Origin of the sequence: Pseudomonas pharyngis (assembly GCF_021602345.1) — a bacterium.
GTDB classification, from domain to species: Bacteria; Pseudomonadota; Gammaproteobacteria; order Pseudomonadales; family Pseudomonadaceae; genus Aquipseudomonas; species Aquipseudomonas pharyngis.
Genome location: NZ_BQID01000012.1, coordinates 176179 through 190978, shown reverse-complemented (window position 1 = coordinate 190978; position 14800 = coordinate 176179). Strand labels below are relative to the sequence as shown.

General features: G+C 60.2%; 14 protein-coding genes. 7 read left to right on the top strand and 7 right to left on the bottom strand.

Annotated features, from left to right (window positions below; all coding sequences use genetic code 11):
* Nucleotides 1–1009: hypothetical protein (locus L6D74_RS23210; protein ID WP_236190568.1), on the top strand; the 1009-nt coding region annotated here is incomplete at its 5' end.
* A gap of 82 nt (nucleotides 1010–1091) precedes the next feature.
* On the opposite strand, the gene L6D74_RS23205 is transcribed toward L6D74_RS23210, so the two are convergent.
* The gene (locus L6D74_RS23205) at nucleotides 1092–2417 is read right to left on the bottom strand and encodes a sigma-54 dependent transcriptional regulator (protein WP_236190567.1); all 1326 of its coding nucleotides are present in this window, start codon (nucleotides 2415–2417) and stop codon (nucleotides 1092–1094) included.
* 346 nt (nucleotides 2418–2763) lie between these two features.
* Between L6D74_RS23205 and L6D74_RS23200 the strand changes: the two genes are divergently transcribed.
* The 3 genes from L6D74_RS23200 (at nucleotide 2764) to nhaB (ending at nucleotide 6181) form a co-directional block, all read left to right on the top strand.
* Nucleotides 2764–3030 (top strand): hypothetical protein, encoded by a 267-nt coding sequence (locus L6D74_RS23200; RefSeq protein ID WP_085611679.1) that lies wholly within the window; start codon nucleotides 2764–2766, stop codon nucleotides 3028–3030.
* Nucleotides 3031–3314: 284 nt separating this feature from the next.
* Nucleotides 3315–4604 carry an NHL repeat-containing protein gene (locus L6D74_RS23195; protein WP_236190564.1) on the top strand — a complete coding sequence of 430 codons (1290 nt, stop codon included), beginning with the start codon at nucleotides 3315–3317 and terminating at the stop codon, nucleotides 4602–4604.
* Between the two features lie 74 nt (nucleotides 4605–4678).
* A complete protein-coding gene (gene nhaB, locus L6D74_RS23190) occupies nucleotides 4679–6181 on the top strand; it encodes a sodium/proton antiporter NhaB (RefSeq protein ID WP_236190563.1) in 1503 nt (500 codons plus the stop codon).
* A gap of 46 nt (nucleotides 6182–6227) precedes the next feature.
* Here nhaB and L6D74_RS23185 read toward each other — a convergent pair whose 3' ends face one another.
* The 3 genes from L6D74_RS23185 to gnd are packed head-to-tail and all read right to left on the bottom strand — an operon-like array spanning nucleotide 6228 to nucleotide 9534.
* Nucleotides 6228–7037 carry an HAD family hydrolase gene (locus tag L6D74_RS23185; protein ID WP_236190561.1) on the bottom strand — a complete coding sequence of 270 codons (810 nt, stop codon included), beginning with the start codon at nucleotides 7035–7037 and terminating at the stop codon, nucleotides 6228–6230.
* Nucleotides 7034–8557: a glucose-6-phosphate dehydrogenase gene (gene zwf, locus L6D74_RS23180; RefSeq protein WP_236190559.1), complete on the bottom strand. Its 1524-nt coding sequence runs from the start codon at nucleotides 8555–8557 to the stop codon at nucleotides 7034–7036. The genes L6D74_RS23185 and zwf overlap by 4 nt, the downstream gene beginning before the upstream one ends.
* On the bottom strand, nucleotides 8554–9534 hold the full coding sequence (gene gnd / locus L6D74_RS23175; protein ID WP_064596363.1) for a phosphogluconate dehydrogenase (NAD(+)-dependent, decarboxylating): 981 nt from the start codon (nucleotides 9532–9534) through the stop codon (nucleotides 8554–8556). Before gnd ends, zwf begins: the two co-directional genes overlap by 4 nt.
* A 273-nt stretch (nucleotides 9535–9807) precedes the next feature.
* Between gnd and L6D74_RS23170 the strand changes: the two genes are divergently transcribed.
* The 3 genes from L6D74_RS23170 to L6D74_RS23160 all read left to right on the top strand — a co-directional run bounded on the left by L6D74_RS23170 (nucleotide 9808) and on the right by L6D74_RS23160 (nucleotide 12388).
* The gene (locus L6D74_RS23170; protein ID WP_007957508.1) at nucleotides 9808–9990 is read left to right on the top strand and encodes a DUF6026 family protein; all 183 of its coding nucleotides are present in this window, start codon (nucleotides 9808–9810) and stop codon (nucleotides 9988–9990) included.
* Between the two features lie 209 nt (nucleotides 9991–10199).
* Entirely contained in the window at nucleotides 10200–11951 is a 1752-nt protein-coding gene (locus L6D74_RS23165) for a phosphoethanolamine transferase CptA (RefSeq protein WP_236190558.1), read from the top strand.
* 230 nt (nucleotides 11952–12181) lie between these two features.
* Complete coding sequence (locus L6D74_RS23160) at nucleotides 12182–12388, top strand: hypothetical protein (protein WP_236190557.1); 207 nt, start codon at nucleotides 12182–12184, stop codon at nucleotides 12386–12388.
* A gap of 82 nt (nucleotides 12389–12470) precedes the next feature.
* On the opposite strand, the gene L6D74_RS23155 is transcribed toward L6D74_RS23160, so the two are convergent.
* The 3 genes from L6D74_RS23155 to zapE all read right to left on the bottom strand — a co-directional run bounded on the left by L6D74_RS23155 (nucleotide 12471) and on the right by zapE (nucleotide 14783).
* The gene (locus L6D74_RS23155; protein WP_236190556.1) at nucleotides 12471–12968 is read right to left on the bottom strand and encodes a GNAT family N-acetyltransferase; all 498 of its coding nucleotides are present in this window, start codon (nucleotides 12966–12968) and stop codon (nucleotides 12471–12473) included.
* A 98-nt stretch (nucleotides 12969–13066) separates the two neighbouring features.
* Nucleotides 13067–13648, bottom strand: a complete 582-nt coding sequence (locus tag L6D74_RS23150) for a DinB family protein (protein ID WP_236190555.1) — start codon at nucleotides 13646–13648, stop codon at nucleotides 13067–13069.
* Nucleotides 13649–13664: 16 nt separating this feature from the next.
* The gene (gene zapE, locus L6D74_RS23145; RefSeq protein ID WP_236190554.1) at nucleotides 13665–14783 is read right to left on the bottom strand and encodes a cell division protein ZapE; all 1119 of its coding nucleotides are present in this window, start codon (nucleotides 14781–14783) and stop codon (nucleotides 13665–13667) included.
* Nucleotides 14784–14800 lie beyond the last annotated feature (17 nt).

The window sequence follows — 14800 nt, the reverse complement described above, 5'->3', positions numbered from 1 at the left end:
CGGGGGCAGTGGCGCATCCTACGGCAAGTCGCTGGCCGACGATTCGCAACCGGCACAGAGTGTGTCCAACCTGTACGACGAAGCCAGCGGTTTCTTCGGCGGCGGCAAATTCAGCTTTGAAACCGGCGTGACCTATTCGCGATATGACACCCGCCAGCTGATTCTCAACGGCTTCCTCGCCCTGGACTCGATTTTTCTCGGCAACATCAACCTCGACCGGATCAAGGCCGATACCTGGACGCTGGACCTGACGGGGCGCTACAACTTCGACAATCGCTGGCAGTTCGACCTGAACGTGCCGGTGGTCTACCGTGAATCGACCTATCAGTCCGGCGGCGGCAACGGCGGCGCCTCCAACGTCACCACCGAACAGGACGTCAGCCGCGACCCGACTCTGGGCGACGTCAACTTCGGCATTGCGTACAAGTTCCTGGACGAGTCGGTCAATACCCCGGACGCCGTGGTTTCCTTGCGGGTCAAGGCGCCTACTGGCAAGGACCCGTTCGGGATCAAGCTGCGCCAGACCGATGCCAACTCGAACCTGTTTGTGCCTGACACCCTGCCCACCGGCAACGGCGTCTGGTCGATCACCCCGGGCATCTCGCTGGTCAAGACGTTTGACCCGGCCGTGTTGTTCGGCAGCCTGTCCTACACCCATAACTTCGAGGAATCGTTCGACGACATCAGTTCGACCGTCAACCAGAAAAACCCGGGCAAGGTCCGCATCGGCGACAGCTTCCAGATCGGCGCGGGTGTTGCCTTCGCACTGAACGAGAAGATGAGTATGTCGTTCTCCGTCTCCGACCTGGTGCAACGCAAGAGCAAGCTGAAACAGGATGGCGGGGATTGGGAATCGGTGGTGTCCAGCGACGCCAACGCCGGTTACTTCAACGTCGGCATGACCATCGCGGCCACCGACAACCTGACCATCGTGCCCAACCTGTCCATCGGCATGACGGACGATGCCCCGGACTTCTCCTTCAGCCTGAAATTCCCGTACTACTTTTAAACAGCAACATCATGAAAAGGCCCGCTGCGACTTGCATCGCAGCGGGCCTTTTCAGCTTCCCGAGGCCGGGAAGCACCGCGCCCTAGCGGATCTGGTGCTTGTGCAGCAAACGGTAGAAGGTCGGCCGGGAAACCCCCAGCACTTTGGCGGCAACACTGAGGTTGTCACTGTGGCGGTTCAATACATCGCAAAGGGCCTGGCGTTCGGCGCGGGTCTTGTAGTCTTCAAGGGTGCCCATGGGTGCCGCGATCGACTGCTGGCTGATCAGCCCCAGGTCACGGGCCTCGATCTGCCGTCCTTCGGCCAGCACCAGCCCCCGACGCACGCGGTTGGCCAGTTCGCGGACATTGCCCGGCCAGTCGTGCTTGCCCATGGCGATCAGCGCGTCTTCACTGAAGCTGCGCGGACGACGGCCGGTTTCGTGACTGTAGAAATGGGAAAAATGGTTGGCCAGCATCGACAGGTCGCCGTGGCGCTCGCGTAACGGCGCGGTCACCACTTGCAGCACATTGAGCCGGTAGTACAAATCCTCACGAAAGCGCTTCTTCTCGATGGCGGCCTCAAGGTCGACGTGAGTCGCTGCCAACACCCGCACATCAACCGGGATCGGTTGACTGCCGCCGACCCGTTCAATGTGTTTTTCCTGAAGAAAGCGCAACAGATTGGCTTGCAGTTCCAATGGCAGATCGCCGATCTCATCGAGAAACAAGGTGCCGCCGTTGGCTGCTTCGATACGTCCGACCTTGCGCTGATGGGCGCCGGTGAACGCGCCTTTCTCGTGGCCGAACAGCTCGGACTGGATCAAATGGTCGGGAATTGCCCCGCAGTTGATCGCCACGAAAGGTTTGCTGTGGCGCTGCGACTGCCGGTGCAGGGTGCGGGCGACGAGTTCTTTACCGGTCCCACTTTCTCCGCGAATAAGCACTGGCGACTCGGTGGGGGCCAGTTTACTCAGCAGTTTGCGCAGCTCGCGAATCGGTTTGCTGTCGCCCAGCAGCTCATGTTCGGGCTGATCGACGTGAATCGTGCCCTGACCGCGCAGGCGCGCCATGCCGAACGCGCGGCCGAGGGTGACCTGCACCCGCGAAACGTCGAACGGCAAGGTATGGAAATCGAAAAACCATTCGCAGACGAAATCGCCGACGTTCTGCAAGCGCAACACTTCCTGATTCAACACGGCGATCCATTCGGTGCCGCTGCGGCTGATCAGTTCTTTGACGGCTTCGGGACGTTCCAGGTGGAAAGGCTGTAAACGCAGCAAGCCGACATCGCAACTTCGGTCGGCGGCATTTTCCAGGCTGCAACTGTCGACGTCCCAACCCACGGCACGCAAACCCGGCAACAATCGGTGACAGTCGTCGCACGGGTCGACGACCAGTAAACGTCGTAATGCAGGCGCTTCGTTCATGACTGTTCCTTGGCGCCAAATTTTAGGAAATGATCGTAAAAACAGTCATTTGGCGAACCTGACTGTTACATTAGCAAGAATTTGACGGGGCCTTGTATCGATTGCTTATAGGTGTACAAGTGAAGCAGTTATAAGAGAGCGCTTTATTAGTTAGCTATCGACTTGATTCTTTCGCCAGGCTTTCAAAAACCGGTCGGAATATTGAAGGTATGAAAGAAATTCGAAATTTCTTCAAATCCGGTGTGACCTGCCAACGGGTTGCGTGCATCAGTACAAGTAACTCGCCGAACGGTAAGCCCAACCGACGGCACATCACTTGATTGGGCACTTAAAGAGAGAAGACCCCATGACCGCCCCGCTCCGTATCAACGAAGCTCTTTTGATTGCCAACCGCGCATTTGAACCGTTTCAATGCGTCGCCTGGGCCCCACAAGATGGCAATGGCGAACTTTGCCTCACCGTGATCGACCGCACCAATTCCCACATCGGTCGTACCCAGATCCCAAGCAGTGCCTACTCTGATCCGGCGCAACTTGAACACCTGTTGCAACAAGCCCGCGCCGAACTGAGCGAAGAAGGCTATACGTTGCAATCCTGGTCGATGCCACACTGATAGTTGCGGGTAATGCGGATGACGCTCAAGTCATCCGCCCTCTTCTGTTAGTTGCCAATCTTTTTCCAACTTCAGTCTTTTGTACAACTTTCCTCGATACTTTCGCGCCTGAATACTTGGCAGGCTTGCGACTGGTTCAAAAAGACACTGTTCTGGCACAGTGCGACTCTCCACCTGTTAGTTCTGTCAGTTGTACTTGCGCGTATTCAGGGATTGAATGTCTCGCTCATGCAGTTACCCGTTCCGCCTCCCGGAAATCGGTCGACTCGCAAGGAGAAGCATGCATGTCAACCCAGACCGCCATCGCGTTGCCGACGCTAGCGAAAAACGCCGGACAACTCGACAAAACTTTTTCCAGTAATGGTGTGGCGCAGGTTTACTTCGCCGGCAGTACGTCCAGCCTGACCCAGAGCGTGGCACTTGATGCGCAAGGTCGGATTCTGGTCGCCGCCAAAGTCGGCACGGCTCAGGGCAACTGCTTCGGTCTGGCCCGCTTGCTCGGGGACGGATCGGCGGACCTTGGTTTCGGCAATCAAGGCAGCGTGATCGGCCGGTTCGCCAGCGGATTCGAAGCGACGGGCAGCAAGGTTCAGGTCTTGCCCGACGGGCGGATTCTGCTGGCAGGCCTGCACTATGAATCGGAACACTGCACCCTTCCCGCCCTGACCCTGTTCGACGCCCAAGGCCGACCTGACCCGGATTTCGGCGACAACGGCCGGCAAATCGTTCGCTTGCCCGGCGACCTGTCCATGGGCACCCGCGACGCATGGTTGCCGCCGGGCGTTCCGGGCGCCGAAGCCTGCGATTTTGCGGTGCAACCGGACGGACGTATCCTGTTGATCGCCAACCATCACTTCGAACTGGCCGATCACGTCGGCATGCTGATCCGCCTCACACCCGATGGCAGACTCGACCCGTCGTTCAACGGTCGCGGTTTCGTCATGGTTCGCCACTTGCTGCTCAATACCTGGCTCGGCAGCGTGCTGTTGCAAGGAGACGGAAGAATCGTGGTGGCCGGCTCCATCGATTTCCCACAGGAAGGTCTGCTCGCCCGCTACCTGCCGGACGGCCAACTCGATGAACGTTTTGCGGTGGACGGCTTCATGGCCTTCAAAGTCCAGGGGCACAGTGCCCTGGTCAATCAGGTCATCCAGTCGGCGGAGCATTTGCATTGTTTTGGCAGCAGCCGCGATCCGATTCGATGCATGGCGCAGTCTGTCCATGGCAACGGCCGCCCTGACCTGCACTGCAACGGTGGTCAACCGCATTTGCTGGCAATCGGCTCCAGCGGCTGCCAGTGGAGCGCGGCGCAGGTAATGCCGGACGGACGCATGATCGCGGTTGGCGCGACGATCGGCGGTGTTGAAGCCGATTTCATCGTCGCCCGCTATCTGGCCAACGGCAGCCTTGATCGAAGCTTCGGTTCCGGTAATGGCTGGTTGCGCACGCGACTGGGGCGCAGCCTCGATACGGCCACCTCGGTGGCGATACAGCCTGACGGGGGAATTCTGGTGGGCGGCTATTCGCTGGATGGCAACTACCGTGCGATGGTGGCGCGGTATCTGAATCACTGATGCGAATCCGACTGCACTTGATCTTGCCCATCGCTTACGGCAACTTGCGCGCTTCTTAATACAAGGAGCAACCAATGTCCGGTTCGATGGCCCAGGCGTTCGCGCACAACTTTCTCGGGCATTCACCCCGCTGGTACAAGGCGTGTATCGTCGGGTTTCTGCTGCTCAATGCGCTGGTGCTGTGGGCCGCAGGTCCGGTCGCCGCCGGCTGGTTGCTGGTGATCGAGTTCATTTTCACCCTGGCCATGGCGCTCAAGTGCTACCCGCTGATGCCCGGCGGCTTGTTGCTGATCGAAGCGCTGCTGCTGAAGATGACCACGCCCCAGGCGCTGTACGAAGAGCTGCAGCACAATTTCCCGGTGATTCTGCTGCTGATGTTCATGGTCGCCGGCATCTACTTCATGAAAGACCTGCTGCTGTTCCTGTTCTCGCGCCTGTTGCTGGGCGTGCGTTCGAAGGCGCTGCTGGCCCTGATGTTCTGCTTTCTGTCGGCATTTCTTTCGGCATTTCTCGATGCGCTGACCGTGACCGCAGTGATCATCAGCGCCGCCGTCGGCTTCTATTCGGTTTACCATCGGGTGGCTTCCGGCAACGACCCGCGCCAGGACAGCGAATTCAGCGATGACCGGCATCTGCCCCAACTGCATCACGAGGATCTGGAACAGTTTCGCGCCTTTCTGCGCAGCCTGCTGATGCACGGCGCGGTCGGCACCGCACTGGGCGGTGTCTGCACGTTGGTCGGCGAACCGCAGAATCTGTTGATCGGCCACGAAATGGGTTGGCACTTCGCCGAGTTTTTCCAGAAGGTCGCGCCGGTGTCGCTGCCGGTGCTGGTCGCGGGACTGGTGACCTGCCTGTTGCTGGAGAAACTGCGCTGGTTCGGCTACGGCACGTTGCTGCCGGACAACGTACGTGCAGTGCTCGCCAACTACGCCGCCGAAGACAACGCCGAACGCACGCCACGCCAACGCGCCGCCCTGTTGGTACAAGGCTGCGCTGCGCTGATCCTGATTGCCGGGCTGGCGTTCCATATTGCGGAAGTCGGGTTGATCGGCCTGATGGTGATTGTGTTGATCACTGCATTCACCGGGATCACCGACGAGCACCGACTGGGCAGCGCATTCAAGGACGCCATGCCGTTCACTGCGCTGCTGGTGGTGTTCTTCGCCGTGGTGGCGGTGATTCACGACCAGCAACTGTTTGCGCCACTGATTCAATGGGTGCTGGCACTGCCGGCGGAGCAGCAACCGGGGATGCTGTTCATCGCCAACGGTTTGCTGTCGGCGATCAGTGACAACGTGTTCGTCGCCACGATCTACATCACCGAAGTGAAACAGGCGTTCCTGTCCGGGCACATGAGCCGTGAACATTTCGAGACGCTGGCGATTGCGATCAACACCGGCACCAACCTGCCGAGCGTGGCGACGCCCAATGGTCAGGCGGCGTTTCTGTTTCTGCTGACGTCGGCGATTGCGCCGCTGGTGCGGTTGTCTTACGGGCGGATGGTGTGGATGGCGTTGCCTTACACCGTGGTGATGGGATTGCTTGGCTGGTATGCCGTGAGTTACTGGCTGTAAAAACAACAACGGGAGCCGAAAAAGCTCCCGTTTTTTTATGCCTCGATCAATGCGGCAAGATGTACTTTTCGATGGCTTGCGCCACACCATCCTCGGTGTTCGGCCCCGTCACCACGTCGGCCTGACGCTTCACCGCGACCTCTGCCTGGCCCATGGCGATCGACAGACCGGCAACATGGAACATCGCCGGATCATTGCCGCCATCGCCAATCGCAGCCGTCTGCGCCAGCGGCACACCGAGGTGTTCAGCCAGCGTGACCAGCGCCGAGCCCTTGTTCGCCTCGACTGCCGTCACGTCCAGGTACACCGGTTGCGAGCGCGACACCTGCGCGAGGCCCTCGACCTTCGGCAGCAAACGCGCCTCCAGCTCGATCAGCAGTTCGGTGTTGTTGCTGGTGGCCACGATCTTGTCGATGCGCTCCAGATACGGCTCGAAACTCTCCACCACCACCGGCGGATAACCCAGCCCGTGCTGCTCGCGCGGCACCATCGGCCCGTGCGGATCCTTGAGTAGCCAGTCACCACCGCTGAACACCCAGATTTCGACATCCGGCTGATCGGCAAACAACGCCAGCGCCGTCAGCGCGGCCGTGGCCGGCAGGTAATGCGCGACCAGAATGCTGCCATCCGGGTTGACGATCGTGCCGCCGTTGAACGCAGCGGTCGGCAGATCGACACCCAGCGCTTCGATCTGCTGCAGCATGGCTTTGGGCGGCCGCCCCGTGGCGAGACTGAACAGCACGCCCGCTTCGCGCAGCGAACGAACCGCGTCAATCGTGCGCTGACTCAGGCTGTGATCGGGCAGCAACAGCGTGCCGTCCATGTCACTCAACAGAAAACGGATCGGCTCGCTCATCCGAGACCATGCCAGACGCGACCATCGCGAGTCAGCAGGTCATCGGCGGCTTTCGGCCCGTCTTCGCCGGCGGCATAGGTTTGTACACTGGCGTCCTGTTGCCAGGCATCAAGGAACGGCTGTACCGCGCGCCAGCCGTTCTCGATGTTGTCGGCGCGCTGGAACAGCGTCTGGTCACCGGTCAGGCAGTCGTAGATCAGGGTTTCATAGCCGGTGGACGGCTGCATTTCAAAGAAGTCCTTGTAGGCGAAACCCAGCTCGATGTTGGCCATGTTCAGCGCCGGCCCCGGCCGTTTGGCCAGCAGGTCGAACCACATGCCTTCGTTGGGCTGGATCTGGATACGCAGGTAGGTCGGTTGCAATTCGTCGACCTCGGTATCGCGGAACTGCGCATACGGCGCCGGTTTGAAGCAGATGACGATCTCGGTGTCACGCACGCTCATGCGTTTGCCGGTGCGCAGGTAGAACGGCACGCCGACCCAGCGCCAGTTGTCGATCATCACTTTCAGCGCCACGTAGGTTTCCGTGGTGCTGTCGGGGGAGACGTTGTTTTCATCGCGATAACCGGCCACCGGTTTGCCAGCGACTTCACCGGCGCTGTATTGGCCGCGTACCGAGTTTTCCCGTGCTTCTTCGATAGTCCAGGGGCGGATCGCGCCGACCACCTTGGCCTTCTCGCCCCGCACCGCATCGGCGCCGAACGCGGCCGGCGGCTCCATCGCAACCATCGCGAGCAACTGGAACAGGTGGTTGGGCACCATGTCCCGCAGGGCGCCGGTGTGTTCGTAAAAACTGCCACGGGTTTCGACACCGACGGTTTCGGCGGCGGTGATTTGCACGTGGTCGATGTAGTGGTTGTTCCAGAACGCTTCGAACAGGCTGTTGGAGAACCGGCTGACCAGAATGTTCTGCACGGTTTCCTTGCCCAGATAGTGATCGATCCGGTAGATCTGCTTTTCCGACATGACCTTGAGCAGGCAGGCGTTCAACGCCTCGGCGGTTTGCAGGTCGGAACCGAACGGTTTTTCGATCACCACCCTTCTGAAGGCTTCCGGGGTTTCTTCGAGCAACCCGGCGCTGCCGAGACGGCGCACCACTTCGCTGAAGAAACGTGGCGCGGTGGCCAGGTAGAACACCGCATTGCCAGTGCCACTGTCGGCGATTTTTGCCGCCAGAGCTGAATAGGTGCTGTCGTCCAGGAAGTCACCCTGGACGTAGCTGATACCTTTGGCGAGTTTGGCCCACAAGGCCGGATCAAGCATCTGATCGCCCTTGCCGACCTTGGCTGCCACTTCGGTGCGGATGAAGTCCTCGAGCTTATGCGCGAAGGCTTCATCGGTAATGGCGTTATGGTCAACGCCAACGATCCGCAGGCCATCATCCAGCAGGCCGTCGCGACTCAGGTTGTACAGCGCCGGCATGAGCAAGCGCTTGACCAGATCACCGTGGGCGCCGAACAGAAACAGCGTGGTCGGTGGCGCGGGTTCTGCCTTGGATTTCCTGCGGATCGTATGGGTCATTTCTTCGGAGTCTCCACATGGCCGCCGAAGCCGAAGCGCTGGGCCGAAAGAATCTTGTCGCCGAAAGTGCCCTGGCCGCGGGAGCGGTAGCGCGAGAACAGCGAGTTGGACAGCACCGGTACCGGCACCTTTTGTTCCATGGCCGCTTCGATGGTCCATTGACCTTCGCCGCTGTCGGCCACGGAACCGGAGAAACCGTCGAGTTTCGGATCGACCGCCAGGGCATCGGCGGTCAGGTCGAGCAGCCACGACGACACCACGCTGCCACGACGCCAGACTTCGGCAATGTCGGCCACGTTCAGGTCGAAACGCTGGTCCTCCGGCAGAAGCTCGCTGGACTTGGTCTTGAGGATGTCGAAGCCTTCGGCGAAAGCCGCCATCATCCCGTACTCGATCCCGTTGTGGATCATCTTGACGAAGTGACCGGCACCGGCGGGACCGGCGTGGATGTAGCCGTGCTCGGCACGGTGGTCATCGGACTTGCGGTCCCTGGTGCGCGGAATGTCGCCCATGCCCGGCGCCAGCGCGGCGAACAGCGGATCCAGACGCTTAACGGTCTCGGCATCGCCGCCGATCATCATGCAGTAGCCGCGCTCCAGGCCCCAGACGCCGCCGGAGGTGCCGACGTCGATGTAGTGCAGGCCCTTCTCGGCCAGAGTCTTGGCCCGGCGGATGTCGTCCTTGTAGTTGGTGTTGCCGCCATCGATGATGGTGTCGCCCGCCTCGAGCAGCGTGCTCAGGGTTTCGATGGTGTCTTCAGTCGGTGCGCCGGCCGGCAGCATGACCCACACGGCACGCGGCTTGGCCAGGCCTGCGACCAGTGCAGGCAGATCGGCGACGCCGGTAGAGCCCTCGGCGGCCAGGGTGTCGACAAAGGCGGTATTGCGGTCGTAAACAACGGTGGTGTGACCGTTGAGCATCAGACGTCGCGCAATATTGCCGCCCATGCGGCCCAGTCCAATAATCCCGAGTTGCATGTGCTGATGCTCCTTACTACAAATAAAAGTGTGTCAAAGGTTATAGCCCAACGTGAATCATGGAGCTTAGTCCAGAGCGTCGGTGTGAAGTTTCCGGGCATTGTGCCCGATCCAGACTGATAACGTCGGGAAACGTGCCGAAGACACAACGACCATGAAAAATAAAAAAGTTCCATTCACGAGCAAAAGAAATCAAAATCGGCGCCGATAGTATGTCAGCAACCGAATTCGGGGCTGAACTACAGTTGAGACACGCCATTTGCGAGGTGAGCAATGGGCACAGTACACACAGCAATGCCGCCACAAACCCTGTACGTCACCATCCGTCGTGATGAATTGCGTCAGTTGAAAGATGAACGCGACCAGCTCAAGCAGGAACTCGCGCAATTGCGCCTGCTGACCCAAGGCGCCGAGCCGCAGCCCTTGCCACGCGTACAGCGCTCGCCCCACGCCTGATCCCCGCCCGCTTCGGGAGCAGCCATTGCTGTTCCCGACATGCTGCACCTCCTGCCCTTTTCGGCAACTAACAAAGTTTTCACATTCGCTTGTTGATACTCCCGCGCATTCTGGCCGTGCGTCTGTGCGCATGGCCTCCGTTCGTCGGGCTCATGCGTCCTTTGCATGAAACGCCCGTGGTGGATGTAACGACTGAGCTGGAGTGCTGAATGGCGGTGTTCAAACGCAGCAATACGACTGCGACAGGTTTCGACTGGGCCGGTTTTATCTGGCTGTTCGTGTTCTTCTGGTACTTCTCCGGTATCACCCAACTGCTGATCCAGTTGACGGGCACCTCAGGGTTCACCGGGTTCCGCCAGGCCTTCGTGATGAGCGCCGTGTGGCTCGCGCCGATGCTGCTGTTCCCCAAACGCACCCGTCTGCTCGCCGCGCTGATCGGCGTGGTGTTGTGGGCCTGCTCGATGGCCAGCCTGGGTTACTTCTTCATCTACCAGCAGGAATTCTCCCAGAGCGTGATCTTCATCATGTTCGAGTCGAACGTGTCCGAAGCTGGCGAGTACATGACCCAGTACTTCGCCTGGTGGATGGTCCCGGCGTTCCTCGCGCACACCGCGTTCGCCTATTTCCTGTGGACCCGCTTGCGTCCGGTGTACCTGCCCCGTGGCCGGGCATTCGTCGCCGCCATGGCAATCCTGGTGGCCGTGATCGGTTATCCGCTGGTCAAGCAGACAATGCGTACCGGCAGCTTCGAGCAAGGCTTCGAGAAATTCGAAACCCGCATCGAACCCGCCGTGCCGTGGCAGATGGCCGTGGCTTATCACCGTTATCAGGAAACCCTGGCCGACATGCAGGGCATGCTGCACAGCGCGAGCAAGATCCCGCCGCTGAAAAACCTCAAGGACTCGGGCGCCAATCAGCCGGCGACTCTGGTGCTGGTCATCGGCGAGTCCACCAATCGCCAGCGCATGAGCCTCTACGGTTACCCGCGCAAAACCACGCCGGAACTGGACAAGCTCAAGGATCAGCTGACGGTTTTCGACAACGTCATTACCCCGCGTCCTTACACCATTGAAGCGCTGCAACAGGTGCTGACCTTCGCCGACGAAGAAAACCCGGACCTGTACCTGTCCACGCCGTCGCTGGTCAGCATGATGAAACAGGCCGGCTACAAGACGTTCTGGATCACCAACCAGCAGACCATGACCAAACGCAACACCATGCTCACGACCTTCTCCGAACAGGCCGACGAGCAGGTGTACCTGAACAACAACCGCAACCAGAACGCCGCGCAGTACGACGGCGACGTGATCGAGCCGTTCAACAAGGCTCTGGCCGACGCGGCGCCGCGCAAGTTGATCGTCGTGCACCTGCTCGGTACGCACATGAGCTACCAGTACCGTTATCCGCCGAGCTTCGATAAGTTCAAGGATCGCAACGGCGTTCCGGCCGGTGTGCGTGACGATCAGGTGCCGACCTATAACAGCTACGACAACGCGGTGCTGTACAACGATTTCGTGGTCTCGAGCCTGATCAAGGATTACGCCAAATCCGATCCGAACGGCTTCCTGCTCTACCTCTCCGACCACGGTGAAGACGTGTTCGACTCGGTGGGCCACAGCACGCTGGGTCGCAACGAAAACAAGCCGACGGCGCCGATGTACACCATTCCGTTCATGGCCTGGGCGTCGCCAAAATGGCGTGAAACCCACGACTGGAGCTTCGCCGGAGACCTGAGCCGGCCGTACAGCAGCTCGCACTTGATCCACACCTGGGCGGATCTGGCCGGTTTGAGTTTCGATGAGCTGGATCGCACCAAAAGTCTGGTCAGCGACAGCTTCAAGCCGCGTCCGCTGTTGATCGGCAACCCTTACGAACGCGAACAGCGGGCCTTGATCGACTTCAGCCTGATGAAGCCGAAAAAACCCGCGGCCACCACTACGGAAGTGGTGCTGCAGGAGTAACAGAAAGGGCCGGAACCGGCCCTTTTCAACATTTACAATCGTACTGCCCCTTCCCTTGCAACCTGCACGCGTCATTCACGCGTGCAGCGTTCGTCCGATACGCCGTGGAAATACCCTGTAAAACCTAGACTGAACGAGCGTTAACCTCTTGTTAATACCCTCGACGGACACTGCCCCTCGATGCCCTGATTCATGGATGAACGGCTCCGACATTTTTCGTAGGAGGCACCATGAAAACCACGACTGCAATCCTTGCCGGTCTACTTACCCTCGCATCCGCGAGCGCATTCGCCGAAGGCGGCGCCGAGCGCATGAGACATTACTGGGCCAATTTCCCGGTTCATTCCGCACAGAGCCAGCAGGCTGAAACAAAGACCAACGAACTCAAGGTTCCGGACGACCAGACCGCCCAGGTCACCGAGTCCTATCGCCCTTGAGCGAACGCTTTACCGATGGACCTGCGATGGCTCGCTCTGGCTTCGCAGATGACAGTTGGGCGCCCTTTCCGGGCGCCTTTTTTTACGCCTGCAAATCCTTGATCCAGAACAGCATGCGCCCGTGACTGGGGTCGAACATGCCCGGCGCAAAGCCGAATTTGGTGTAGGAATTTTGCGCCACGGCGTTACCTTCAAGCACTTCCAGGGTGATTTTGCAGCACCCGCGCTGACGGGCGATGTCCTCGACCTTGCGCAGCATTTTCTGACTCAGCCCCAGACCGCGAAACTTCGTCACCACTGACACGTCGTGCACATTGACCAGCGGTTTGCAGGCAAACGTGGAAAACCCTTCAAAGCAGTTCACCAGCCCCGCCGGCTCGCCACCGACAAAGGCCAGGACGCTGAACGCGTGGGGCCGTTTGGCCAGTTCGGCGGGCAGTTGCTGCAACAGTTCAGGGGCAATCGGATGGCCGCCGCCCATCGGGTCCTCGGCGTAATGATTGAGTACGACACCGATGGCTTCGGCATGCACCGGATTGGTGTAACTGGCTTGAAGCACAAGAATTTCTGCGGAATCCATTTCCTTCCTCGATCGCACGGGGCCCCGGCGCGTTTGATACGCACTGATAGGCTCGGCGACCTTAGCGCGAGGCAGGTCCCGGCGACAACCCGACGTTTTCAGTGGCCCCAGATGAGTTCTTCGGTCCAGCCCAGCTCGGCAAAATCCTCGGCTCGCAAACCGGATTCGCCGGCACAGAAAAACTCGTCCAGTTGCGGCGGTTTTACCGAGGTGCCGCTGAGCATGGCGTGAACCTGGCCGCGATGGTGGATCTGATGTTCGAACAGGTGCGAGATCATCCGCAGACGGCTGTCGTGCTGTGGCGTGTCGCGGGCGATGGTGACAATGCGCCCCAGATCGGCATCGCGCAGTTGCTCGCAGTAGGCGATCAGCCTGCGGTCGACATGGGCCTGTTCCCGGCGCAAGGCCTGTGACTCGGTGAAGGGTTCGTCAGCGTTGAAGAACACGTAGCAATCGGGATGCGGTTCGTCACCGCGCAACTCCCGCTCCAGCGCGTCGACGTAGAACCAGTCGCAGGTGAGGATATGGTTGAGGGTCAGGCGGATGCTCGGGAAGAAACTGGCCCGTGGCGCTGCCAGCTCCGTGTCGTCGAGCTGGCTCCAGGCGTTGGCCAGTCGATGGTTGGCCCAGGCATTCTGATAAGCCATGGTCAGCAAATGGTGGGACAGGGGCTGAGTCATGTGGCGCCTCCGTGTTTCAGGTCTCGGCGAAGCGTTGCAGCTGCATCTCCTGCAAGCGGCTGAGGGTCCGGCGGAACGGGAATTCCAGATAGCCCTCGGTATACAGCGCGTCCATCGGCACTTCAGCCTCGATGAACAGCGGCACCTTGCGGTCGTAGCACTCGTCGACCAGCGCGATGAAGCGGCGCACGCCGTCGTCGTGCACCGACAACTGCGGCAATTCGCGATCGCCGGCCACCACCCGCTCCGCGCCATCCTCGGTGCCACGGGCGATCCGCCCTTCGCGTTTTTTCGCGCTTAGGTTCGGCACCTCGCTCAACAGGATAGCCCGGTAGGTGTCGCACAGCGCGATGAAATCCATGGCGGCGAACGGTTGCTCGCACAGGTCGGCGTAACGGCACCACAGCACCGAATCGCTGGCCTGCACCACGTTCAGGGCACGGTAACCGACCGGCACCGGTTCGCCACTGACGGTTTGCCCGGCCGCCAAGGCGTCGAACACCTGGCTTAGCGCGCTACCCTGCCCCGGCTGAGTGACCCAGTAGCGCTGCTCGATGGCGCCGGGATGCAATCGATGATCTTCGGCGCCGTTTACCGCGACCACTTGCATGTGCTGTTTGATCGCGGTGATCGCCGGCAGGAAGCGGTCGCGGTTGAAGCCGTCGGCATACAGCTGATCCGGTGGCAGGTTGGAAGTGCAGACCACCACCACGCCCTCGTCGAACATCACCTGAAACAGTCGCCCGAGAATGATCGCGTCACCGATGTCATTGACGAACAGTTCGTCGAAACACAGCACTCGCACCTCGGCCGCCAGCTCACAGGCCAGGGCCCGCAATGGATCGGCGATCCCGGTCAACTGAAAGGAGCGTTGGTGCACCCAGCCCATGAAGTGATGAAAGTGTTGCCGCCGCGCCGGCACCCGCAGGCTCTGATGAAACTGGTCCATCAGCCAGGTCTTGCCGCGCCCGACCGGGCCCCACAGGTAAACGCCGGTAACTGAACGGGCACCGGCGTGCAAGGCTTCATGGCATTTTTGCAAGGCCCAGACCGCGTGTTCCTGGGCTTCATCCTGGATGAAGCCCTTGTGGTCGACGGCATATTGCCAGGCGCTCAGGGGGGAGTCGAAAGTCATGCGCGGCAGTATGCCAC